The sequence below is a fragment of the Bacillus sp. FSL W8-1127 genome (assembly GCF_038006725.1).
In the GTDB taxonomy this organism is placed as follows: domain Bacteria; phylum Bacillota; class Bacilli; order Bacillales; family DSM-4216; genus Bacillus_O; species Bacillus_O smithii.
Genome location: NZ_JBBOVU010000001.1, coordinates 467,498 through 488,709, shown reverse-complemented (window position 1 = coordinate 488,709; position 21,212 = coordinate 467,498). Strand labels below are relative to the sequence as shown.

Here is a 21,212-nt window from a genome sequence, read left to right as displayed (position 1 = left end):
TTGGAATCTATTCAATTTTTTCTCCCTGATGACTCTAAAGCCATCATTCCCCCCATGTTTTAGACCGGATCATCATTGTGCCTGCATCATGACTCCTTCTCATTATATCGGCTCTTCGCATATCCAAGCTTTCTTCTAACGAAAATCAGGACGATGCCGAGGACGATTAGAACAAGCGATACCACTTGAGCCATACGCAGATGTTGCGTCAACATTAAACTGTCTGTCCGGAGCCCTTCGATAAAGAAGCGGCCAATTGAATACCAGATTAAATAAGACAGAAAGATTTCCCCTCTCCGCGGATTCAGCTTGCGGAGCAGCAATAACACGACAAATCCGAGGATATCCCAAATCGATTCATATAAAAACGTCGGATGATAATAGGCTCCGTTAATGTACATCTGGTTAATAATAAAATCGGGCAGATGAAGGCTCTCCAAAAACGATCTTGTCACTTCTCCCCCATGTGCTTCTTGATTCATAAAGTTTCCCCAGCGTCCGATTGCCTGGCCCAGAATAATGCTGGGTGCGGCGATATCAGCCAGTTTCCAAAAAGATACATTTCGTTTGCGTGCAAAAACAACGGCTGTCAGAATCGCTCCGATTAACGCTCCATGAATGGCGATCCCGCCATTCCAAATTTGGATGATCTCATCGGGATGAGCCGAATAATAGCTCCATTCAAAAAGAACATAGTAAATGCGGGCACAAAGAATGGCGATCGGGATCGCCCAAATCAGCAAATCAGCAAATAAATCTTTATTCATGCCAAGCCTTTTCGATTCTCTCATGGCCAAATTTAATCCAAGAATAATGCCCGTTCCGATAATGATCCCATACCAGTGCACCCCAATAGGCCCCAAATGGAATGCAATCGGATTTAAAGGGTAATGCATATACTCACTCCTTTGCCGCTATTTTCTCCATTAATAGCCTCCAAAATTTCCGTCTTCCGGCAAGTTTTCATGTTCACTGATCACGCTGGCAAGTTTTTCCGTAAAATCTTTGGCGGCATTAACTCCCATCCGTTTGAGCCGGAAATTCATCGCTGCGACTTCGATAATAACAGCAAGGTTTCTTCCCGGCCGAACCGGCAGCGTGATCTTGGTAATTTCCGTATCAATAATTTTTAATTTATCTTCTTCAAGCCCTAAACGGTCATAATCTTTTGCCGCATCCCACGTTTCCAAATGAATATTTAAAGAGATCCGTTTGAAGCTGCGGACCGCTCCGGCCCCAAATAAAGTCATCACATTGATAATCCCTAAACCGCGGATTTCCAGCAAATGTTCAATTAATTCCGGGGAACTTCCGACAAGAGTATCCATATCTTCCTGGCGAATTTCCACGCAGTCATCCGCCACGAGACGATGTCCCCGCTTCACCAATTCTAATGCCGTTTCACTTTTCCCTACACCGCTTTGTCCTGTAATCAACACTCCCACACCATAAACGTCCACCAGCACTCCATGTACAGCCGTTGTAGGCGCCAGCCTGCTTTCCAAAAAGTTGGTTAATCTGCTGGACAGGCGCGTCGTTTTCATTTTCGAGCGCATCACCGGAACAGCATATCGTTCAGAAGCTTCAATCAATTCCGGAGGAACATCAAGATTGCGGGAGATGATAATCGCCGGTGTGACATCCGCGCACAGTTTTTCCATTCGAATTCGTCTTGCATCATCGTCTAATCTTTGGAAAAAAGACAATTCTGTCATGCCCAGCAATTGAACGCGTTCAGCTGGATAATAGTTGAAGTACCCGGCCATCTCTAATCCCGGCCGTGAAATATCGCTTGTAGTAATCGGCCGGTGGATTCCTTCTTCACCGCTGATTAATTCAAGATGAAATTCATCCAAAATGTCTTTAGCCCGAACTTTTGCCATATTGCATCCTCCTTACAGCCGATTTCGACCAGTCAACGGATCATCGTAGAATGCCCGATTCTACTAGCCATCCGTCTACCACGGATGGAAGTTTCACTTTATCCCGCATGAAGGGGCAGTAAATCCCCTTTTCTGGGATTGGATGGTAAGATGGAATTTCCATTGGGGACAACTGCCCCTATATGCCCGATTGGTTCTACTAACCATCCGTGTGCCACGGATGGAAGTTTCACTTTATCCCGCATGAAGGGGCAGTAAATCCCCTTTTCTGGGATTGGATGATGAGATGGAATCTCAGTCGGGTATAACTGCCCCTATATGCCCGATTAGTTCAACTAACCATCCGTCTACCACGGATGGAAGTTTCACTTTATTGTAGCACGTTTTCTTTCGGAACTAAACTGCTCAAACAGCTTAGATGCTCTACTACCTTTAATGGTATAGACCACTCCTTTTGAACACAAATGATTAGCCTTCTGACATTTTAGTCTATTCCCCTCCGCGCCCTTTTCCACCGATTGAAAAAAAGTGCACAAATTTTTCAAAAACATCGTTAATGACCACAATCACCTCATGATGTTTATCCAAAACGATCAAAATCGAACTTTTTATGGCAGCATACTGTCATTTGTTCTGTGAATGATTCTTTAAAGGAGGCTTATCATGCTGCATCAGCTGACTCTGATTTTAGAAAATACAGCGACTGAGCTGATTTCCACGCTGGGACATTGGGGAATTTTTATCGCTATGATGATCGAAAGCATGTGCATTCCTCTGCCAAGCGAAGTCATTATGCTATTTGGAGGATTCCTGGCCGCTAAAGGCACTTTACACTTCTGGCTAGTCATAATAGCAGGGGTTTTAGGAAACTTGGCGGGGTCTATTTTCGCGTATTGGACGGGGAAATACGGAGGACGTCGATTTATTATCCAATATGGAAAATATATTCTCTTTCAATATAAACACTTAGAACAAGCGGATTATTGGTTCCAAAAATATGGGAGTTGGGCAACGTTGTTTGGAAGAATGATGCCGTTTATTCGTACGTTTATCTCCTTACCCGCCGGCATCACGAAAATGGACGTTAAAAAATTTATCATCTTTACTTTCCTTGGCTGCGTACCTTGGAACATTGGGTTGACTCTTATTGGATTCAAGCTGGGGAAACATTGGGAAATGGCTCAAGCTTATATTCGACCTGTAGGATATGCTGCTTTGTTCATAGCGCTGGCTTTGATCGTACGCTTCTTATATAAAAACATATGGAAAAAAAGATATATGTAAACAAGATCCAACCAACTTTAAAATAGAGGAGAGGGATTTTTTATGAACTACGAATTATTTCAAAAAATCCATGGTCTTTCAGGACATAATCGGATATTGGATGACGTGATGATTTTCTTCACGAACGATGCCCTTTTTGTATATGCCATCGCATTATTGGCTATTTGGATGATAGGGAACACCACGTATAAAAAAAGTGTGCTCTACGCCGGAGGAACGGGAATCTTAGCCTTGCTTGGAAATTATTTGATTACATTGGTTTATTATGAACCGCGTCCGTTTGTGACCCATCATGTTCATCTTCTTGTTCCTCATGCAGCGGACGCTTCTTTTCCGAGCGATCATGCAACGGGGGCATTTGCCATCTCCATTGCCATGTGGATTCGACATCGTCGATTAGGTGCCCCTATGATCATATTTGCCTTTTTAACGGGACTTTCGCGTGTTTGGGTAGGTCACCATTATCCATTTGATGTAGTGGGAAGTATGATCGTATCCGTGATAGTCGCCGCTGTGGTTTCAAAATGCTCCGGATTTTTTGAACCTATCGTCAACAGAGTGATTTCCGTTTACCAATTCATTTTAGAAAAAGTGAAGAAAAGACTTTCGGGGCATACTTTACATTCATAAATGAAGAGACACTGAGGATGGTGTGAAAATAAGCTTTCTTCGTGTTATGATTAAACACGGATACATGAATTCTCTTTACATCCATAAGAATGGACCATTTTAATAAAAAATTTCTGTTGTCTTAATGACCTTAAAGATAAAGGATTGAATCTCATTACGATCATATAAAACATCCCAATTTAAAAAGCAGTTAAAATGAAAATAAAGAGAATCCATCAAGTCCATCTCAATATTACTTTAAGTAATAGAAAGGCGATTGATATGGAAAATAAACTTACCTTTATTCAAGCAAACATCTTATTGGAACACGATATTCTCCAAGACGGATTTTTAACCATTGAAAACGGAAAAATTACGTGTATCGGAAAGATGACGGAATATATATCCTCTCCCGGAGAAAAAGTGATCGATTTGCATCATGAGTCCTTTCTTTCGCCAGGGTTTATTGATGTCCATATTCACGGTGCCAACGGGGCTGATACAATGGATGCCACTCCCGAGGCTATAACGACGATGGCTTCTGCCCTTCCAAAAGAAGGAACGACCAGCTTTCTGGCTACCACGATCACGCAAAGCCCGGAAAACATTGAAAAAGCCATCCGGAATGTCGCCGAATACAGAAAAAAACATAACATTCCCGGAAAAGCAGAAGTACTCGGCATCCACCTAGAAGGCCCCTTTATCAATGAAAAGCATAACGGCGCTCAACCCAAAAAATACATTTTAAAACCAAGTATTGACCAATTTCAAAAATGGCAAGTTCTTGCGGACAACGCCATCAAGCTAGTGACACTGGCTCCCGAAATCGAAAATGCTTCTGAACTCATTTCCTACTTGGCAGATCATGATGTGATTGCTTCCATCGGCCATACGGATGCTTCATACGAAGAGGTTGTGAAGGCAGCAGAAGCTGGAGCAAGCCATGTCACCCATCTATTTAACGCTATGAAAGGAATGCACCATCGTGAACCGGGGACTGCCGGCGCTGCCCTTCTTCTCGATCAGCTAACAGCGGAGCTTATCGCAGATGGAGTCCACGTCCGTCCAGAAATGATCGACTTAGCGGTCCGTATGAAAGGAGAAGAAAAAATCGTCTTAATTACAGATTCGATGCGAGCCAAATGTCTTAAAAACGGCCGCTACGATTTAGGTGGGCAAGATGTGATTGTTCGAGACGGAAAAGCCGTTTTGGAAGACGGCACGTTAGCCGGAAGCATTTTAAAAATGAAAGACTCCATTCAAAATATCATTCGCTTTACGAAGCTTTCGCTTTTCCAAGCCGTTCGATTAGCTTCGACGAATCCGGCAAAAGAACTGAAAGTATTTGATCGCAAAGGCAGTCTTGCCGTTGGGAAAGATGCCGATATCGTCGTATTCAATCCACAATACGAAGTACAAATGACTTTATGTCGAGGGGAAATCGCCTACGAACAGTAAATATCGCTTTTTCTTGTCCCGTAAAACAGACATTTAATCAATCGAATCCCAAAAAGCGTGCTGGAAAAGCAAAACGGCTTTTTCAGCACGCTTTTTTAGTCTTTCTCAAACAGTACCCGTTGAACCACTAAATTGAAAATGGACATAATGATGACAACAAGGAGCGCCAAACCAAAACCGGATACATCAAAAGCATCTCCCATAATCGCATCGGTTAATAACAGCGTCATGGCGTTGATCACAATTAAAAAAAGACCAAGTGTCAAGATCGTAATCGGTAATGTCAAAATAATCAAAATCGGTCGGACTAACATATTCAATATGGAAAGAATGAGGCTGGCCACAAATGCCGCTCCAAAGCCGGAAACGTGAAACCCTTGAAACCAACCAGCCAAAGCTACAAATAAAACCGCATTGATGACAATGCCTAACAGCCATCTCATCTATAAACATCCTCTTCATTAGGCATGACAAACATCAATAGCAAATAAGTAATCGCTAATGGAAAAAAGCCTGTTGGAAACAACAAGATAATAAACAAAACCCGAATAATGGTGGAGTCGACTCCCAACATTTGGGCAATTCCGCCAAGCACTCCCGCCAACTTGCGGTCTATGCGGGAACGAAATAATTTTTTCACTCGTAAACCCTTCTTTCCTCATTAATTTGCTCATTACTATTATTATTCAACGAAAAAGCGTTTTTATCCGACTTTCGATGATTGGGTTCCACAATGATCACAGTCCCCATATCTTTCATTATGCATACGAAAAAAGAACAAAACAAGTTTCATATGGAATAAGAGCGCTTGGGAAAAATGGCGTCAAAACGAAACTAAACGGCTTTAATCGAAAATATTCTTTTCAATCATCGTTTTTTTCTTTCTCATACACACGAAACAAATAACTAAAAGGATCTTTTTCATTTTTCTCCTCTCTGTATCCGTTATTCTCGCCTATCTTGACTGCAATGGATGTTAAAATAAGAATAGAACCACACATCATGATCAATGATAACAAACCCATTTCTACATCTCCCCTTTCATCTATAACGTTAATGGATGAAACGCGTTTCAAAGCAAGAGCGATTTTACGGAGGGAGGAGCATTGATTCATGACCAATATTAGAGATATAGCCAAAATGGCGGGTGTTTCCGTCACAACGGTTTCCCGCGTTCTAAACCACCATCCCTATGTAAGCGAAGCAAAAAGGGCTGCCGTGCTCGAAGCCATTAAAAAATCCCATTATCATCGGAATATCAATGCCGTGCATTTAAGCAAAGGCAAGACGAATTTGATTGGAGTGGCTGTTCCGTTTTTGAATCACCCTTACTTCGGGCAGTTGATAGAGGGGATTGCAGATGAGGCGATCACTCAAAATCATCAGCTAGTCTTGTTCCAAACCAATTATGAACCCCAAAGGGAGCTGGAAGCGCTCAAAATGTTGAAATATAAGCAAATTGACGCCCTGATTATTTGTTCGCGGGCGGGAAGCTGGGAATGGATTGAAGAATATCAACAATACGGGACAATCGTTTTATGCGAAGACGCTCGAAAAAAACCTATTTCTTGCACTTTTATTCATCATTATCAATGTTTTCAAGCAGCACTCGATTTTCTGCACCAAAAAGGCCACCGAAAAATTGGCATCAGCATCGGGAGAACTTCCGGAACGAACAGTCACCAAAGACTTCGCGCTTACCGTGATTTTTTAAAAAACATCAACGAACCATATAAAAAGGATTATGTCTTTGACCACTGCCTCGTTCTTGAGGACGGAGTGGATATCATAGAACGCATTTCAAAAATGTCGGAGCCTCCGTCTGCTTTAGTGATCACCAGCGACGAAGTAGCTGCAGGTGCGCTTCTTCAATGCCAACAAAAAGGCATTTCTGTTCCTGAACAATTAGCGATCATCGGTTTTAATAATCAACCCATCTCCTATTTGATGAATATGACTACGATCGACATCCCGCTTTCAGAAATGGGAAGAAGTTTGTTTCGCCAGGCATGCGATGGCGCCCGTATTTCTCAAAAGGAAATGTCTTATACACTCGTTGAACGCTCAACCGTTTAAATTTTCCAAAAAATGGATCAACTAACTTTCGTGCTGCGCCGTATTCAACACTCAATCTCAAGTCAATATGAGTTTTGCAAAGCGGTCATCTTTCCCATATGTACTCAAGGAAAAAGAAAACCCCTACGGAACGATTTTTCATCGTCCCATAGGGGTTTCGATTCTTGGCGAATGCTATTGAATTTCTAAGAAAAGAGCATCTCCCCGCTGAATTGGTCCTTGTTTCCGCAGTACGACTTTTTGTCCTTCCGCTAAGTTCGTAAAGACCACCGGGGTAATGATGGAAGGCACTTTTTCTTTTATAGCTTGGATGTCCATAAAAGCAATTTCTTGACCTTGAACCACCTTGTCCCCTTCCTTTACGAACACCGTAAACCCTTCTCCTTTTAATTGAACCGTATCAATTCCTAAATGAATCAACACTTCCAATCCATCTTCTCTCTTTAAAGCAATCGCATGCTTGGTCGGAAATACCGATAGAATCGTGCCGTTAAACGGGGCAGCTATTTTGCCCTCTGCCGGATCAATCGCAAATCCGTCTCCCATCATCTTTTGTGAAAAGACTTGATCAGGCACTTTTGTCATCTCCATCAATGTTCCTGATAACGGAGCAGCAAATGAATGTGTGTCAAATGTTTTACCTATGTCTGCTGAGCGTTGATCGTTATCAGCAGTCTTTTCCGACGGCTCGATCAAAGATTCATGAGGCCGTTCCATGGCAGCCAGCTTTTTCAACGCCTCCGCAGCAAATTCCACATCTGGTCCGACGATAATTTGCACACTGGTTTTGCTCGTTTTCATTACACCGCGAGCACCCAAACGCTTAATCCGTTGTTCATCAATTGCGTCGCTGTCGCGGACTTCCAGGCGCAATCTGGTAGCACAGTTGTCGATGTTAGTGATATTTTCTTTTCCTCCCAATCCTTCTAAAAAGCCCACGGACATTCTCATATACTTATCGTCAACAGACAATCCGCCTTGCTCTTCCGCCGTATCTTCCTCATCTTCACGCCCCGGAGTTTTTAAATCACGCCATTTGATCACGAAGTAGAAGACAATAAAATAAACGACGAAATAAACTGCTCCCACGAGCAAGAGCAAAACAGGTTTTTGGGCAATTCCGAAATTGAGAAGATAATCAATTAAGCTTGCTGAAAAGCTAAAAGAATCGTGAATCCCCAGCATATAAGTAACTGCCAAAGAAGAAGCCGTTAATAGAGCGTGAACGACATAGAGAAACGGCGATATAAACATAAATGAAAATTCGATCGGTTCGGTAACACCCGTCACAAATGCCGTCAATGCCATTCCCACCAACAAGGCAGCGACTTTTTTGCGGCGTTCCTTTTTGGCAGCGACAATCATCGCCAAACAAGCGCCCGGCAAGCCAAACATCATAATAGGGAAGAATCCGGCCGTAAAGATTCCGGCTTTTGGATCCCCGTGTAAAAATCGGGTGATATCACCGTGGAAAACATTTCCTTTCGCGTCTGTAAAGGAGCCGAAATCAAACCAAATCAATGTGTTAATAATATGATGCAAGCCTAACGGAATTAACAACCGGTTTAAAAATCCGTAAGCCGCAACACCGACTGCTCCTGCACCGATAATCCAATGAGCAAGAGAATCGATTCCATCTTGAACATAAGGCCATATGTAACCAAAAAGGAGCCCAAGAATCACGGCTGAAACAGCCGTTACAATCGGTATAAAGCGGCGACCGCCAAAAAAGGCAAACCAAGTCGGCAATTTTATATCATGGTACTTATTGTAGAGCATTCCGGCAGAAATACCGGCGATAATTCCACCCAATACTCCCATATTGATCGTGTTATTAATGGCATGGGTAGTAAACACCAGCACCATATAGCCTATGGCGCCAGCCAAGGCTGCAGCTCCGTTGCTGTCTTGCGCAAAGCCGATGGCAACCCCGATGGCAAAAAGCAAAGCCAAATTGCTAAAAGTCGCTCCCGGGTCAAGAGCGGGGTCAATGGCCATGCTTCCGAAAAATGCATTACCAGCCTCGGCAATAAAAGGAATATTCAACAAATCCGGTTGACCAAGACGCAATAATAAACCGGCCGCCGGAAGCACTGCTATAGGAAGCATCAATGATTTACCGATTTTTTGCAAAAAACTGAGCATAAAAAATCCTCCTCAATCCTCTCTATACCCTGATCATCTCTGTACAAAATTGATAACGATCACCGCGGTAAACAGAATTCACAAACTCAAAGGGACGTCCATCTTCTAAATAGCTGACCCTTTTGACTAATAAAACAGGATCATTTTCTTCTATTTTCAACATTTCCGCAACCGTTTTTTTCGCTGCAGCCACCTCTAACGTTTGCGATGCTCTGTCTATTCTCAACATTAACGTTTTTTCCATATAATCATATAAAGATTTTTCGACTGCTTCCTTCGTTAATGTCGGCATTAAAGAAACCGGCATATAGGATGTTTCAAACGCCATTGGCTCCTGATCCGCTGATCGAATCGTTATGACCTTATAAATCGGGACATATTCCTTAATATGAAGTTTTTTCGCAGAAAGGGGCTCCGCAGGCAACACTTTAAATTCTAACACTTTTGCTTTCGGCTGCAATCCTCTTTGTTTCATATCTTCCGAAAAACTTATCAAACTCCTCATTCTCATCTTTTTTGCCTTTTCTCTTTCTGCCACAAACGTGCCTTTTCCTCTCTTGCGTATTAAGTATCCTTCATTCACCAAATGATTGATCGCTTGTCTCACCGTCATTCGGCTAATGGAATACATTTCCGCAATCTCCCTTTCCGACGGAATGATGTCGCCCGGAACCAGTTCTTTTTGTTCAATCCATTCTTTAATGGCTTTTTCTAATTGATAATAGATCGGAAGCGGAGAGTTTTTATCAATGTTCAAAATTCCACCTCCGTCTCCACCCATACAGGATCAACAAGAGAAAGCGCTTCTTCATCCGCAATCAGCACCACATTCTCATGTTTTTTTAAAACAGAAGCAGGAATCTCTTCCGTTATTCCCTCCTGAAAAAGTTTGCGAATAATAGGCGCTTTTTTCAATCCGGAAGCTAACAGTAAAATCTTCTTACTCTTCATGATCGTTTCTATTCCCATCGTAATAGCTTTCTTCGGAACTTCCTCAAGGGTGTTGAAAAATCTCGCATTAGCCTTTCGGGTCGATTCCGACAGTTCAACAATATGGGTTTTGGAATCAAAAGGCGTACCCGGTTCGTTAAAACCGATATGGCCATTCACACCGATGCCAAGAAGCTGCAGATCAATGCCGCCAAGACTTTCGATCCGCTCGTCATACCTTTTGCATTCTTCTTCAAGATCTTCCGCTTGTCCATCAGGCAAATAGGTGTTTTCAGGCGGAATTTGGACATGATCAAACAGCCTTTTTTTCATATAAAAATGGTAGCTTTGCTCGTGTTCAGGGCTTATTCCAATATATTCATCCAAATTAACCGTTAAAATCTGTCGGTAACTCGTTCCGTTCTTCTGATGGTCTTTTGCCAATAATTGATACGTTCCGATCACGGTTCCACCCGTGGCCAGCCCGAGAACCGAATCAGGTTTTTCTTTCACTTGGCGAATGATACATTCCGCGGCTTTTTGGCTCATTTCCTCATAGTTGGCTACTTTTACGACTCGCATCTAACTCCCCCTTTTCTAACAATAAAAGGAAATTGAAGCGTTTACATCTTTATATTACCTTTTATTCGTCTAGTTATCTATACCAGTATCAAAACAGCGGAAGGGAGCACCCTTCCGCTGCAATTATTAAGAAGTCGCATGTTCGTGTTCAGCTATTTTTTGTTTCATACGCTCCTGGTCGCGTTTTAAAATTTTCTTTAAATATTTTCCAGTATACGATTGTTCCACCTCAGCCACTTCTTCAGGCGTTCCGGTAGCCACGATCGTACCGCCTTTATCGCCGCCTTCAGGTCCTAAGTCAATAATATAATCGGCTGTTTTGATTACATCCAGGTTATGTTCAATTACAAGCACCGTATCACCGTTTTCCACCAGCCGTTTAAGGACCTTTAGAAGCCGAGCAATATCATCCACATGCAATCCTGTCGTCGGCTCGTCCAAAATATAAAACGTTCTTCCGGTAGAACGGCGATGCAATTCGGAGGCCAGCTTGACACGCTGTGCTTCCCCTCCCGACAATGTGGTAGCTGGCTGCCCCAGTTTGATATAGCCGAGGCCGACATCAGCAATCGTCTGCAGTTTACGCTTGATTTTCGGAATGTTTTCAAAGAATTCAAGCGCATCTTCCACCGTCATATCCAATACATCTGCAATGTTTTTTCCTTTGTATTTCACTTCGAGCGTTTCCCTGTTGTATCTCTTTCCATGGCAAACTTCGCAAGGAACATAGACATCCGGAAGGAAATGCATTTCGATTTTGATAATGCCATCCCCGCGGCAAGCTTCACAGCGTCCGCCTTTCACATTAAAGCTGAAACGTCCTTTCTTATATCCGCGCATCTTCGCTTCCGTTGTTCGGGCAAACACATCGCGTATATCATCAAAAACGCCTGTATAGGTGGCCGGATTGGATCGCGGAGTGCGTCCAATAGGGGATTGGTCAATTTCGATCACTTTATCCAAATGTTCAATGCCTTTCACTTCTTTATGCTGACCCGGCTTTTGTTTTGCTTGGTACAGCTTATGAGCAAGCGCCTTGTAAAGAATCTCATTGACAAGGGTGCTTTTTCCGGATCCCGACACGCCGGTGACAGCGATAAATACGCCTAACGGAAACTTCACTTTCACATTTTTTAAATTGTTTTCTTTTGCTCCTATTATTTCAATAAAACGGCCATCCGGTTTTCGCCGTTCCTGCGGCAGCGGAATAAACTTTTTCCCGGATAAATATTGGCCCGTAAGCGAGTTAGGATCTTTCATCACTTCCTCAGGCGTGCCCGCTGATACGATCTCTCCTCCATGGACGCCTGCTCCCGGCCCAACATCGATTAAATAATCGGCGGCTAACATCGTATCTTCGTCATGTTCTACAACGATTAATGTGTTGCCTATGTCCCGCATTTCTTTCAGCGTTTCGATTAATCGATCATTGTCACGCTGATGCAGACCAATAGATGGTTCATCCAATATATATAAAACTCCCGTCAGTCGAGAACCGATCTGAGTGGCTAAACGAATACGCTGCGCCTCACCGCCTGAAAGCGTTCCGGCCGCACGGCTTAACGTCAAATAATCGAGGCCAACATTATCCAGAAAACCAAGTCGCTGGCTGATCTCACGCAAAATCAAATGGGCAATTTTCTTTTCCTTTTCCGTCAATGTGAGATTTTCAAAAAACTTTTTCGCTTCCTTAATGGAAAATTGAGTGACTTCTCCGATATGAAGACCGCCGATTTTGACAGCCAAGGCCTCTTTCCTTAAACGATGCCCTTTGCAAGTCGGGCATTTTTGATGAGCCATGTATTTTTCCATTTGCTCGCGTATATAATCAGATGTCGTCTCTCGATAACGGCGCTCAACGTTCGGGATCACGCCTTCAAACTCGATATAATTCTCCTTGACTTGGCCGAAATCGGTCACGTAGCGAAAATAAATGCTCTCACCATCTGATCCATATAAAATTTTGTCTAAAAGCGGTTTCGGTATATCCTTGACGGGTATATCCATATCAATGCCGTAATGATCGCACACCGCCTTTAAAAGCTGCGGGTAATATTGAGAGCTGGTAGGTTCCCAAGGTGCAATCGCGTTCTCGCGCAAACTCAAATTCCAATCCGGAATGACAAGATCAACGTCCACTTTTAATCTGGACCCCAATCCGTCGCAAGTCGGACAGGCACCGTATGGACTGTTAAACGAAAACATGCGCGGCTCCAATTCGCCGATCGAAAAACCGCAATACGGACATGCATGATGTTCACTGAATAACAGTTCTTCTTGTCCGATGACGTCGATAATGACTTTTCCTTCCCCTAGTTTCAGCGCGGCTTCTAAAGAATCGGCCAAACGGGAGTGAATTCCGTCTTTCACGACAATGCGATCTACCACCACTTCAATCGAATGCTTTTTATTCTTATCTAATTGAATGTCTTCCTCCACATCCCGCATTTCCCCATCGACGCGAAGACGTACATACCCTTGTTTCTTCATATTCTCCAGCGTTTTGGCATGCGTTCCTTTTTTCCCGGATACCACTGGAGCAAGGATTTGCAGTCTCGTCCGTTCAGGATATTCCATAATGCGGTCCACCATTTGTTCAATCGTTTGAGAAGTAATTTCGATGCCATGGTTAGGGCAAATCGGATGGCCGATACGGGCAAATAACAGACGCAAATAGTCGTATATTTCGGTTACGGTTCCCACAGTAGAGCGGGGATTTCGACTGGTCGTTTTTTGATCAATGGAAATGGCCGGCGACAGCCCCTCGATGGCGTCTACATCCGGCTTGTCCATTTGTCCGAGAAACTGGCGTGCATAAGCAGACAAAGATTCAACATACCTTCTTTGGCCTTCCGCATAGATCGTATCGAACGCCAAAGAAGATTTTCCAGAACCCGATAGCCCGGTTAAAACAACCAATTGATCCCTTGGAATGGTAACGTCAATATTTTTCAGATTATGGGCTCGTGCTCCTTTAACAATGATTTGATCTTTTCCCATGATGGTCATCCTTCCGCTTTTAACTCTAAAATCGCATCACGCAGCTGGGCAGCCCGTTCGAAATCTAGTGCTTTGGCTGCCTCTTTCATTTCTGTTTCGAGACTGGCAATCAAACGATTCTTTTCTTCCGCAGATAATTTTTTCTTAGGAGATTTTTCGTACGTTTCTTTTTCTTCCGCAGCATAAGTAGCCCGAATGACATCGCGAATGCCTTTTTGAATCGTTTTGGGAATAATTCCATGCTCTTTATTGTACGCTTCCTGAATGGCACGGCGTCGTTTTGTTTCCGAAATGGCTTTTTCCATCGAATCGGTAATATGGTCGGCATACATGATGACGTGGCCGTTTGCATTTCGAGCGGCGCGGCCAATCGTTTGAATTAAAGAGCGTTCCGACCGCAAAAATCCTTCCTTGTCGGCATCCAAAATCGCCACAAGAGAAACTTCCGGAATGTCCAATCCTTCTCTTAATAAATTGATCCCGACCAGTACATCAAATTTTCCGAGTCGTAAATCGCGGACGATTTCAATCCGTTCCAACGTCTTTACTTCCGAATGCAAGTATTGCACTTTTATGCCGACTTCTTTCAAATAATCCGTCAAGTCTTCTGCCATTTTCTTTGTTAAAGTGGTCACAAGCACTCGTTCATTTCTTTTCGTTCTTTCTTGAATTTCGGCAAGCAAATCATCAATTTGCCCTTCGATCGGGCGGACATCGATGGTCGGATCCAGCAAACCGGTCGGCCGGATGATTTGTTCCACCATTTCCGGGCAATGTTCCATCTCGTAAGGACCCGGAGTGGCTGATACGTACACAATTTGGTTAATATGCTTCTCAAACTCTTCAAACGTTAAAGGACGGTTGTCCAAAGCAGACGGCAGCCGGAAACCGTGATCCACCAGGACTTGCTTTCTTGCTCTATCCCCGTTGAACATTCCACGAATTTGCGGTAATGTCACATGCGATTCATCGACCACGATTAAAAAATCATCCGGAAAATAATCAAGAAGCGTATAAGGAGTGGAGCCCGGCGGTCTTAACGCCAAATGGCGGGAATAGTTTTCGATTCCGGAGCAAAACCCCATCTCTCTCATCATTTCCAAATCATATCGAGTTCGCTGCTCCAGTCTTTGCGCTTCCAGCAATTTTCCTTGGTCTCTCAGCTCGTTTAAACGTTCTTCCAGTTCGATTTCAATATTGCGAATGGCCATCTTCATTTTTTCTTCTCTCGTGACGAAGTGAGAAGCAGGGAAGATAGCCACATGTTCCCGTTCACCAAGAATTTCTCCTGTCAGTGCATTGACTTCGCGGATGCGGTCGATTTCATCTCCAAAAAACTCAACTCGGATACAGTGCTCATCCCGGGAAGCGGGGAATATTTCGACTACATCGCCGCGTACACGAAAGGTCCCACGCTGAAAGTTAATGTCATTGCGCTCGTATTGGATATCCACAAGTCGACGGAGAAGGTGGTCCCGCTCCATCTCCATACCGACACGCAAAGACACGACTAAATCCCGGTATTCTTCCGGCGAACCTAAACCGTAGATGCAGGAGACGCTGGCAATGATAATGACATCTCGCCGTTCAAACAGAGCGGAAGTAGCAGAGTGCCGCAATTTGTCAATTTCATCATTGATGCTGGAATCTTTTTCTATATACGTATCCGTCTGCGGTACATACGCTTCCGGTTGATAATAGTCGTAATAACTAACGAAATATTCCACTGCATTATTCGGGAAAAATTCTTTAAACTCACTGTATAATTGTCCGGCTAACGTTTTATTATGAGCGATGACCAATGTCGGTTTATTCACTTCTTTAATTACATTCGAAATCGTGAACGTTTTGCCTGTTCCTGTTGCACCAAGAAGCGTTTGATGCTTCTTTCCTTCCCGTATTCCTTTTACCAGCTGTTGAATGGCTTTCGGCTGATCGCCTTGCGGACGATATTTCGAAACAAGTTCGAAGCGATTTTCCACTCGCAAGATCCCCCCTATATTGACAGCATTTATCAGCCGAAAAGAAGAATTTCTTCCTTAATGGCTGTTTCGTGTATATAAACGATCACATAAGGTGAACGGTGATAGACAATCCTTTATCTGGTTATAACTCATTCTACCACAATTCCCTTCCCCTTCACCAATTATATGCGAACAAATTTTCGTTTCGATTCAAAGAAATGGATAAAAAATAAAAGCAATCAATGGCATTGATCACTCTTTTAAGCATAAAATTTTCTTTTCCATAAAGAAATTCAATACTCAGCGCAAAGAAGCCAATCTTCACGATTCCGCTGAATCCTTTCCCGTTTGTTCTGTTGCTTGCTTATTTTTTTGTTTTTTTCTATTTTTAAAAAAGGCAATGATGAGTAAAAAAATAGGAATGACGACTTGAAGCGGCAAGTGTAAAACGAGGGGAACTAAATCCAGCCCCTCTTTCATGTGCTCAAAAAAATTATCGGCAATGGATAGCGATGCAATGATCAAGATCGGAACCAGCAAATACAATAGCTTTTTATAATCAGAGATCCGAAAAATTTCCGCAATCCCGATGGAGGCGGCATAGAGACACAGACTAACTTTAATAAAACCGACAATCACTAATGCGATCAAAAAAAAGATATCCAGTCGTTCCAAAAAATCAGCCACTTCGATTTGCTGGATGGTTGCTAACAGAGGAAAAGTCGCCCTTGAAAAACCATCCACCCCCAGCACGGCGATGTTGACGACACTTACGATGGTTAAATTAATTCCACTGAGCGTAATCGCCGTTAATCCAATGATTTTTCCTTTTTCGGGCTTGTTTAAATACGGCAGCAACATGGTGAAAACAACGATTTCACCAAACGGTACATACATTGTTTGCGTAACGATTGTTTTCAACACAGGCCGAATCCCGTTTTCCAGCATCGGCTGTAAATTCTCCAGTTTGATTAAACCGGAAATGACCACCAATACAAAGCCCGAAATCGCCAGCAAATAAAGAGCCACAAAGGATAATTCGCTCGTTCTCGCAATCACTTCTATTCCTTTGTTCAGGCCATATAAAATGGTCGCCATCATAATGGCATTAATAATCAACACAGGTGTCTCGGGATAGGCAAATGTTGCCACTAATTCCCCGAAATCGCGCAGCACTCTTGCTGCTAAATAAAGAAAATAAATGCAATAGACAAAGCCGATCACTTTTCCTACAAACGTCCCTAAAAGGTCTTGTGCATAAGTGGCCAGAGACTTGTCGGGAAAATACAGATAAAGGCGATGGTAGACAAGAAATAAAAGCAATCCTCCCAACAACCCACCTAATATCGTCATCCAAGCATCTTGCTTAGCCTGGACTCCTAAAGTGAGGACAATGGCACTTCCCATTTCAAATAAAAAAATGAGAATGAATAACTGGAGGCCGTCTATTTTTGCCTTCTCCATTCATGGATCACCGCCTTTTTTCTTCCTTAATAGTGGACAGGAATGATTTTGTCCGCAATTCTGAACGCCGTATGTGCGTCCTCACTTCAACCTTTATGTTCATAGTTGGGAAATAATCATCGCTCCACTTCGTGTGTACCCTTTTCCAAAACTTCGGATCGTGCCTATGGATCGCATCGCCAAAGCCAAAAATATCCGTGTGGTTCCGTTGAGCGATTTTGATCGCTCGCTCAATTTCTCTTTCAATTTCTCTATTGGTTTGTCTTTCAATTTTTTGTATGACTCGTAAGTTCGTGATATCAACCGGGACGAGCATTTCTCCAATATCGCCTTCCACTTTCACCAAGACGGACCCTTCCGGTTTTCCGTTTTTCACTTTGGCTGTCAGCTTTGTTTTGTCCCGAACCACTTCATAGGAAAGGGCCTTTTTTCTTCCACCCCAATCGACGCTTACACTCGTGGACCTCATCTTTCCCAGCGACCAGGTTACTCCTCGCGCTGTTTTGCCGTACACCCATTTTTTTAGTTTTCCATCTTTAATCATGGCGAATCCGCTTATTTCGATATTACTTACCGGATTTGTTCTTTGCAGGTTTTCCATCGTCCCCCTTTGTTCACTGTTATGGATCAGCCTGATCCCCGGAATGACCGGTTGTTTTCCCGGGGAAATCAATTGTTGAATGACATCAGCAATTTTGGTTGGGAAAGTTTCACTCCATATTGACTCGGAAGTCGTCAGCGTTTTGCGAATTTGATCAGCGGGAATTTTATCAATTGGCGTCAAAGTTTCTAAAATGGTCTGCGCCTTTGTTCCTTTTGCAACCACCATCGTAGTTGTGCTTCGAAATTGTTGGTCTCTTTCGATGGCTTCCAGTATAACAGGTATATTTTTTTTAGCCACTTTTTCTCCTATTACGAGCATATTCGTATGAGAAAAGTACAAACGCCTTGAAATCATTGTAGAAGCTTTTCTGGCAGCTTCAACGATGTTATCACCTTTTTGATGATACACGACTATCGGCAGTCCTTGTCCTCCTCCGCCACCTTGCTGGACAGCCCCGGCCACATTTCCGGGATTGACAATTTGCATGCTGACCTCATATTTTCCATCCTTCGTCATATCGATGCCGAGTGCCAACACCAACGCCAGATCGGTCAGTTCACGCTTGCTCCAACACCCCGAAAGGAGAAGTTGCACACATACTATCATGAACAATAAGGACCGCTTACGAATCATTTTTTTCACCTTTTTCATTCTCTTTCTGAGAATAGGAATGATCCGGCGGCTGTGGCCGTTGATGTTCACCCGCTCTTGTAATATTCGATTGGCTAATGATACGAGGTCTCTCTTTATATTCCCAGATTGGCTTGCGAACTACTGTGTCGCCAAAATTAGCCGGAATAAAAGGAGCAAGCGGAGTCATATACGGCACCCCAAATGAGCGAAGGCTGCATAGATGAATCACCATCACCAATATGCCCATTAAGCAGCCGTAAAACCCGAATGTCGCCGCCATCACCGCAATAATAAAACGAATCAATCGCGCCGATATCGCAATAGAATAAGCAGGGGTCGCAAAATTGGCAATCGCTGTAATCGAAACGACAATGAGCATAGCCGGCGATACAAATCCTGCTTGAACCGCTGACTGGCCAAGGACAATCGCCCCCACAATCGATACCGTTTGTCCGATTGCCCGCGGAAGCCTTACCCCGGCCTCACGCAAAATTTCAAACGTTACTTCCATAATCATTGCTTCCACAAACGCCGGAAAAGGAACCGATTCACGCTGTGCTGCCAGCGCAATCACAAGAGGGGTCGGTATCATTTCCTGATGAAAAGTAGTCGCTGCAATATAGATAGCCGGACCTACGAGAGAAATAAAAAAAATCAGCACTCGTAAAAAACGGAGGGCAGAACTAAGATCAAACCTGCCATAATAATCATCCACCGCCTGAAAAAACTGGATAAAAACGGCCGGCGCCAAGAGGACATATGGTGTGCCATCCACCAATATCGCTACTCTTCCTTCCAATAAATTAGCCGCCGCCACATCCGGTCTTTCGGTATGAAACAACGTTGGAAAAGTAGTAAACGTTTTGTCCTCAATCAGCTGTTCTATGTAGCCAGTCTCCAGAATACTATCGATATTGATCCGCTTTAACCTTATCCTGACTTCCTCTACCACTTTTTCATTGACAATTCCTTTAATATACATAATCGCCACATCTGTCTGCGTCACTTTGCCAATTTTCATGGATTCCAGCCATAGATTCGGATTTTTAATTCTTTTTCTGATTAAGGCACTGTTTGTTCGGATCGTTTCCGTAAAACTGTCCTTCGGCCCGCGAATGGAAATTTCCGTAACCGGCTCCGATATTTGCCGCTTTTCCCCTCCTCTTGTATTAGCCGTTAACGCTTTAGAAACGCCATCTACCAGGATGATCGTTTGTCCCGTCATTAAATTGGTAAACAAATCTTCCCAACAATCTAATTCCTTCACTTCTCCGATCGGTAAAATTTTTTCTTTCAATACCTGAAGCGCTAACTTCGGGTTTTCCAAATTTTGTTCGTTCGTATCTTTCATGGCCGATTCTATCAAAAAGTCTTTTACGGTCAGATCGTCTACAAGCCCTTCCGTATAAATAATGGCAGCTGTGACATCCGCTTCCTGACCCATTTTGATGACACGAACAATGATATCGCTGCTGTTGCCCGTTGTTTCTTTGATGACATCTATATTGGTCGCAAGCGATTTCTCTATATCTCCTTTTGGCACATTTTTGGATTGTCCTAATTGCTCTTGTTTTTTGCTCACCTGTTTTTTCTGTTTGTTCTTTTTGCCTTTATGAAAGAACATTTTCTTAAACAATCCCATCATAATCCCTCGTTTTCAAAAAATGGATGTATCTGTAGTTTCCCGCATATACCGTGGAGATTATACGAACTTTTTTTCTTACATGATCTGGGACAAAATAGAGAAAAATAAAGAAAACATATGTTGTGAGGATGTCATCATGAAGGTCATTTTTACCGTTCTTTTAATCATCGCGGTTCTTTTCGCTTTAATTTTTTCACTCGATTTACTGTTAGGGTACCGATATCAAAATGCGTTTTTAAAAACGCTCGACCCCTTTCGAAAAATGGAAAAAGAAGAAATTATAACGCTTGCTCTCTTTTTTATTGTGTACATCATCAAGCAAGTCATAAGACTATATAAAAAAAAGAGCAAGAGCAAGAACAAAAACAATCAAAAAAGCAGCCCCAAAAAATAAGCTGCTTTTTTATGCGATAAACATATTCAAAAAAACAATGGAAATGTTTTCAATCAGAGGTTATTACACTGTCTTTCATTGGTGAACTTCTATCAGTGGGAGTCCGCTGTCTGATCACGCGGGATCAAAAGGCCGTAGCGTCTCGTTTAAAGCTCAAAATCTGCCTATTCATGCAACCTCAGCAGCAAAAAAATAGCGCCAGGAATCATCAGCAACAGTTCCTAAGCGCTTTTCTTTTGACTTCTTTTCCAATAGTTCGATAACCAAAATCCAGCCGTTAAAGAAGCGGCATCAATGATCACCAAAGGCCACGTATGAGTATATCCTTTGTAAGCGGAAGCAGCGATTAAGGCGACAGTTAAAACCAGTCCAATGACTTCATTATACGTGATACGTGCAAACAGCAGCACCAGTAATCCGGGAACAAACATTGCCAACAATATTTTCCCTTCCATATCCACACCCCTTTGGCACCATTCTGCTATACATCATATAACATACAGAATAAACTGAAAAGTCATTTACAAAAAATTACTGCTTT

Annotated in this window: 19 protein-coding genes; 5 read left to right on the top strand and 14 right to left on the bottom strand. The window is 42.9% G+C overall.

All coding sequences use genetic code 11. The features are described 5' to 3' along the window. Positions 1 to 86 precede the first annotated feature (86 nt). Positions 87 to 896 carry a prolipoprotein diacylglyceryl transferase gene (lgt, locus tag NST12_RS02330; RefSeq protein WP_048622594.1) on the bottom strand — a complete coding sequence of 270 codons (810 nt, stop codon included), beginning with the start codon at positions 894 to 896 and terminating at the stop codon, positions 87 to 89. 30 nt (positions 897 to 926) lie between these two features. After that, positions 927 to 1,883 carry an HPr(Ser) kinase/phosphatase gene (gene hprK, locus NST12_RS02325; protein ID WP_048622593.1) on the bottom strand — a complete coding sequence of 319 codons (957 nt, stop codon included), beginning with the start codon at positions 1,881 to 1,883 and terminating at the stop codon, positions 927 to 929. Positions 1,884 to 2,546: 663 nt separating this feature from the next. Here hprK and NST12_RS02320 point away from each other — a divergent pair. The 3 genes from NST12_RS02320 (at position 2,547) to nagA (ending at position 5,234) form a co-directional block, all read left to right on the top strand. After that, positions 2,547 to 3,167: a DedA family protein gene (locus NST12_RS02320; protein WP_048622592.1), complete on the top strand. Its 621-nt coding sequence runs from the start codon at positions 2,547 to 2,549 to the stop codon at positions 3,165 to 3,167. Positions 3,168 to 3,209: 42 nt separating this feature from the next. After that, the gene (locus NST12_RS02315) at positions 3,210 to 3,797 is read left to right on the top strand and encodes an undecaprenyl-diphosphatase (RefSeq protein ID WP_048622591.1); all 588 of its coding nucleotides are present in this window, start codon (positions 3,210 to 3,212) and stop codon (positions 3,795 to 3,797) included. A gap of 261 nt (positions 3,798 to 4,058) precedes the next feature. Continuing rightward, a complete protein-coding gene (nagA, locus tag NST12_RS02310; protein WP_048622590.1) occupies positions 4,059 to 5,234 on the top strand; it encodes an N-acetylglucosamine-6-phosphate deacetylase in 1,176 nt (391 codons plus the stop codon). Between the two features lie 95 nt (positions 5,235 to 5,329). Here the strand turns inward: nagA and NST12_RS02305 are convergent, their stop codons facing one another. The 3 genes from NST12_RS02305 to NST12_RS02295 all read right to left on the bottom strand — a co-directional run bounded on the left by NST12_RS02305 (position 5,330) and on the right by NST12_RS02295 (position 6,259). Next, positions 5,330 to 5,677, bottom strand: coding sequence for a phage holin family protein (locus NST12_RS02305; RefSeq protein WP_003353559.1), 348 nt, complete (start codon positions 5,675 to 5,677; stop codon positions 5,330 to 5,332). After that, positions 5,674 to 5,874, bottom strand: coding sequence for a PspC domain-containing protein (locus NST12_RS02300; RefSeq protein WP_048622589.1), 201 nt, complete (start codon positions 5,872 to 5,874; stop codon positions 5,674 to 5,676). Before NST12_RS02300 ends, NST12_RS02305 begins: the two co-directional genes overlap by 4 nt. A gap of 223 nt (positions 5,875 to 6,097) precedes the next feature. Beyond that, on the bottom strand, positions 6,098 to 6,259 hold the full coding sequence (locus tag NST12_RS02295; RefSeq protein WP_156179205.1) for a hypothetical protein: 162 nt from the start codon (positions 6,257 to 6,259) through the stop codon (positions 6,098 to 6,100). 88 nt (positions 6,260 to 6,347) lie between these two features. Here NST12_RS02295 and NST12_RS02290 point away from each other — a divergent pair, with 88 nt between their 5' ends. After that, positions 6,348 to 7,310 (top strand): LacI family DNA-binding transcriptional regulator, encoded by a 963-nt coding sequence (locus NST12_RS02290; RefSeq protein ID WP_048622588.1) that lies wholly within the window; start codon positions 6,348 to 6,350, stop codon positions 7,308 to 7,310. 174 nt (positions 7,311 to 7,484) lie between these two features. On the opposite strand, the gene nagE is transcribed toward NST12_RS02290, so the two are convergent. The 8 genes from nagE to NST12_RS02250 form a co-directional block, all read right to left on the bottom strand. Then, entirely contained in the window at positions 7,485 to 9,455 is a 1,971-nt protein-coding gene (gene nagE, locus NST12_RS02285; protein WP_341100124.1) for an N-acetylglucosamine-specific PTS transporter subunit IIBC, read from the bottom strand. 22 nt (positions 9,456 to 9,477) lie between these two features. After that, the gene (locus tag NST12_RS02280) at positions 9,478 to 10,212 is read right to left on the bottom strand and encodes a GntR family transcriptional regulator (protein WP_341028132.1); all 735 of its coding nucleotides are present in this window, start codon (positions 10,210 to 10,212) and stop codon (positions 9,478 to 9,480) included. Beyond that, positions 10,209 to 10,967 (bottom strand): glucosamine-6-phosphate deaminase, encoded by a 759-nt coding sequence (gene nagB / locus NST12_RS02275; RefSeq protein WP_048622585.1) that lies wholly within the window; start codon positions 10,965 to 10,967, stop codon positions 10,209 to 10,211. The genes NST12_RS02280 and nagB overlap by 4 nt, the downstream gene beginning before the upstream one ends. Before the next feature lie 126 nt (positions 10,968 to 11,093). Next, on the bottom strand, positions 11,094 to 13,967 hold the full coding sequence (gene uvrA / locus NST12_RS02270; protein WP_048622584.1) for an excinuclease ABC subunit UvrA: 2,874 nt from the start codon (positions 13,965 to 13,967) through the stop codon (positions 11,094 to 11,096). Between the two features lie 5 nt (positions 13,968 to 13,972). Next, positions 13,973 to 15,949: an excinuclease ABC subunit UvrB gene (uvrB, locus tag NST12_RS02265; protein ID WP_048622583.1), complete on the bottom strand. Its 1,977-nt coding sequence runs from the start codon at positions 15,947 to 15,949 to the stop codon at positions 13,973 to 13,975. 303 nt (positions 15,950 to 16,252) lie between these two features. Further along, a complete protein-coding gene (locus NST12_RS02260) occupies positions 16,253 to 17,395 on the bottom strand; it encodes a GerAB/ArcD/ProY family transporter (protein ID WP_048622582.1) in 1,143 nt (380 codons plus the stop codon). 7 nt (positions 17,396 to 17,402) lie between these two features. Continuing rightward, positions 17,403 to 18,632: a Ger(x)C family spore germination protein gene (locus NST12_RS02255; protein ID WP_048624363.1), complete on the bottom strand. Its 1,230-nt coding sequence runs from the start codon at positions 18,630 to 18,632 to the stop codon at positions 17,403 to 17,405. Further along, positions 18,622 to 20,256 (bottom strand): spore germination protein, encoded by a 1,635-nt coding sequence (locus tag NST12_RS02250; RefSeq protein ID WP_048624362.1) that lies wholly within the window; start codon positions 20,254 to 20,256, stop codon positions 18,622 to 18,624. The genes NST12_RS02255 and NST12_RS02250 overlap by 11 nt, the downstream gene beginning before the upstream one ends. 157 nt (positions 20,257 to 20,413) lie before the next feature. Here NST12_RS02250 and NST12_RS02245 point away from each other — a divergent pair, with 157 nt between their 5' ends. Continuing rightward, the gene (locus NST12_RS02245) at positions 20,414 to 20,671 is read left to right on the top strand and encodes a hypothetical protein (protein ID WP_156179203.1); all 258 of its coding nucleotides are present in this window, start codon (positions 20,414 to 20,416) and stop codon (positions 20,669 to 20,671) included. A gap of 221 nt (positions 20,672 to 20,892) precedes the next feature. On the opposite strand, the gene NST12_RS02240 is transcribed toward NST12_RS02245, so the two are convergent. Further along, the gene (locus tag NST12_RS02240) at positions 20,893 to 21,126 is read right to left on the bottom strand and encodes a CsbA family protein (protein ID WP_040340801.1); all 234 of its coding nucleotides are present in this window, start codon (positions 21,124 to 21,126) and stop codon (positions 20,893 to 20,895) included. Positions 21,127 to 21,212 lie beyond the last annotated feature (86 nt).

What these genes read in the sequence shown, in the direction of transcription:
- lgt (WP_048622594.1), bottom strand. Translation starts at nt 896, where the DNA reads ATGCATTACCCTTTAAATCCGATTGCATTCCATTTGGGGCCTATTGGG.
- hprK (WP_048622593.1), bottom strand. Translation starts at nt 1,883, where the DNA reads ATGGCAAAAGTTCGGGCTAAAGACATTTTGGATGAATTTCATCTTGAA.
- NST12_RS02320 (WP_048622592.1), top strand. Translation starts at nt 2,547, where the DNA reads ATGCTGCATCAGCTGACTCTGATTTTAGAAAATACAGCGACTGAGCTG.
- NST12_RS02315 (WP_048622591.1), top strand. Translation starts at nt 3,210, where the DNA reads ATGAACTACGAATTATTTCAAAAAATCCATGGTCTTTCAGGACATAAT.
- nagA (WP_048622590.1), top strand. Translation starts at nt 4,059, where the DNA reads ATGGAAAATAAACTTACCTTTATTCAAGCAAACATCTTATTGGAACAC.
- NST12_RS02305 (WP_003353559.1), bottom strand. Translation starts at nt 5,677, where the DNA reads ATGAGATGGCTGTTAGGCATTGTCATCAATGCGGTTTTATTTGTAGCT.
- NST12_RS02295 (WP_156179205.1), bottom strand. Translation starts at nt 6,259, where the DNA reads ATGGGTTTGTTATCATTGATCATGATGTGTGGTTCTATTCTTATTTTA.
- NST12_RS02290 (WP_048622588.1), top strand. Translation starts at nt 6,348, where the DNA reads ATGACCAATATTAGAGATATAGCCAAAATGGCGGGTGTTTCCGTCACA.
- nagE (WP_341100124.1), bottom strand. Translation starts at nt 9,455, where the DNA reads ATGCTCAGTTTTTTGCAAAAAATCGGTAAATCATTGATGCTTCCTATA.
- nagB (WP_048622585.1), bottom strand. Translation starts at nt 10,967, where the DNA reads ATGCGAGTCGTAAAAGTAGCCAACTATGAGGAAATGAGCCAAAAAGCC.
- uvrA (WP_048622584.1), bottom strand. Translation starts at nt 13,967, where the DNA reads ATGGGAAAAGATCAAATCATTGTTAAAGGAGCACGAGCCCATAATCTG.
- NST12_RS02260 (WP_048622582.1), bottom strand. Translation starts at nt 17,395, where the DNA reads ATGGAGAAGGCAAAAATAGACGGCCTCCAGTTATTCATTCTCATTTTT.
- NST12_RS02255 (WP_048624363.1), bottom strand. Translation starts at nt 18,632, where the DNA reads ATGATTCGTAAGCGGTCCTTATTGTTCATGATAGTATGTGTGCAACTT.
- NST12_RS02250 (WP_048624362.1), bottom strand. Translation starts at nt 20,256, where the DNA reads ATGTTCTTTCATAAAGGCAAAAAGAACAAACAGAAAAAACAGGTGAGC.
- NST12_RS02245 (WP_156179203.1), top strand. Translation starts at nt 20,414, where the DNA reads ATGAAGGTCATTTTTACCGTTCTTTTAATCATCGCGGTTCTTTTCGCT.
- NST12_RS02240 (WP_040340801.1), bottom strand. Translation starts at nt 21,126, where the DNA reads ATGGAAGGGAAAATATTGTTGGCAATGTTTGTTCCCGGATTACTGGTG.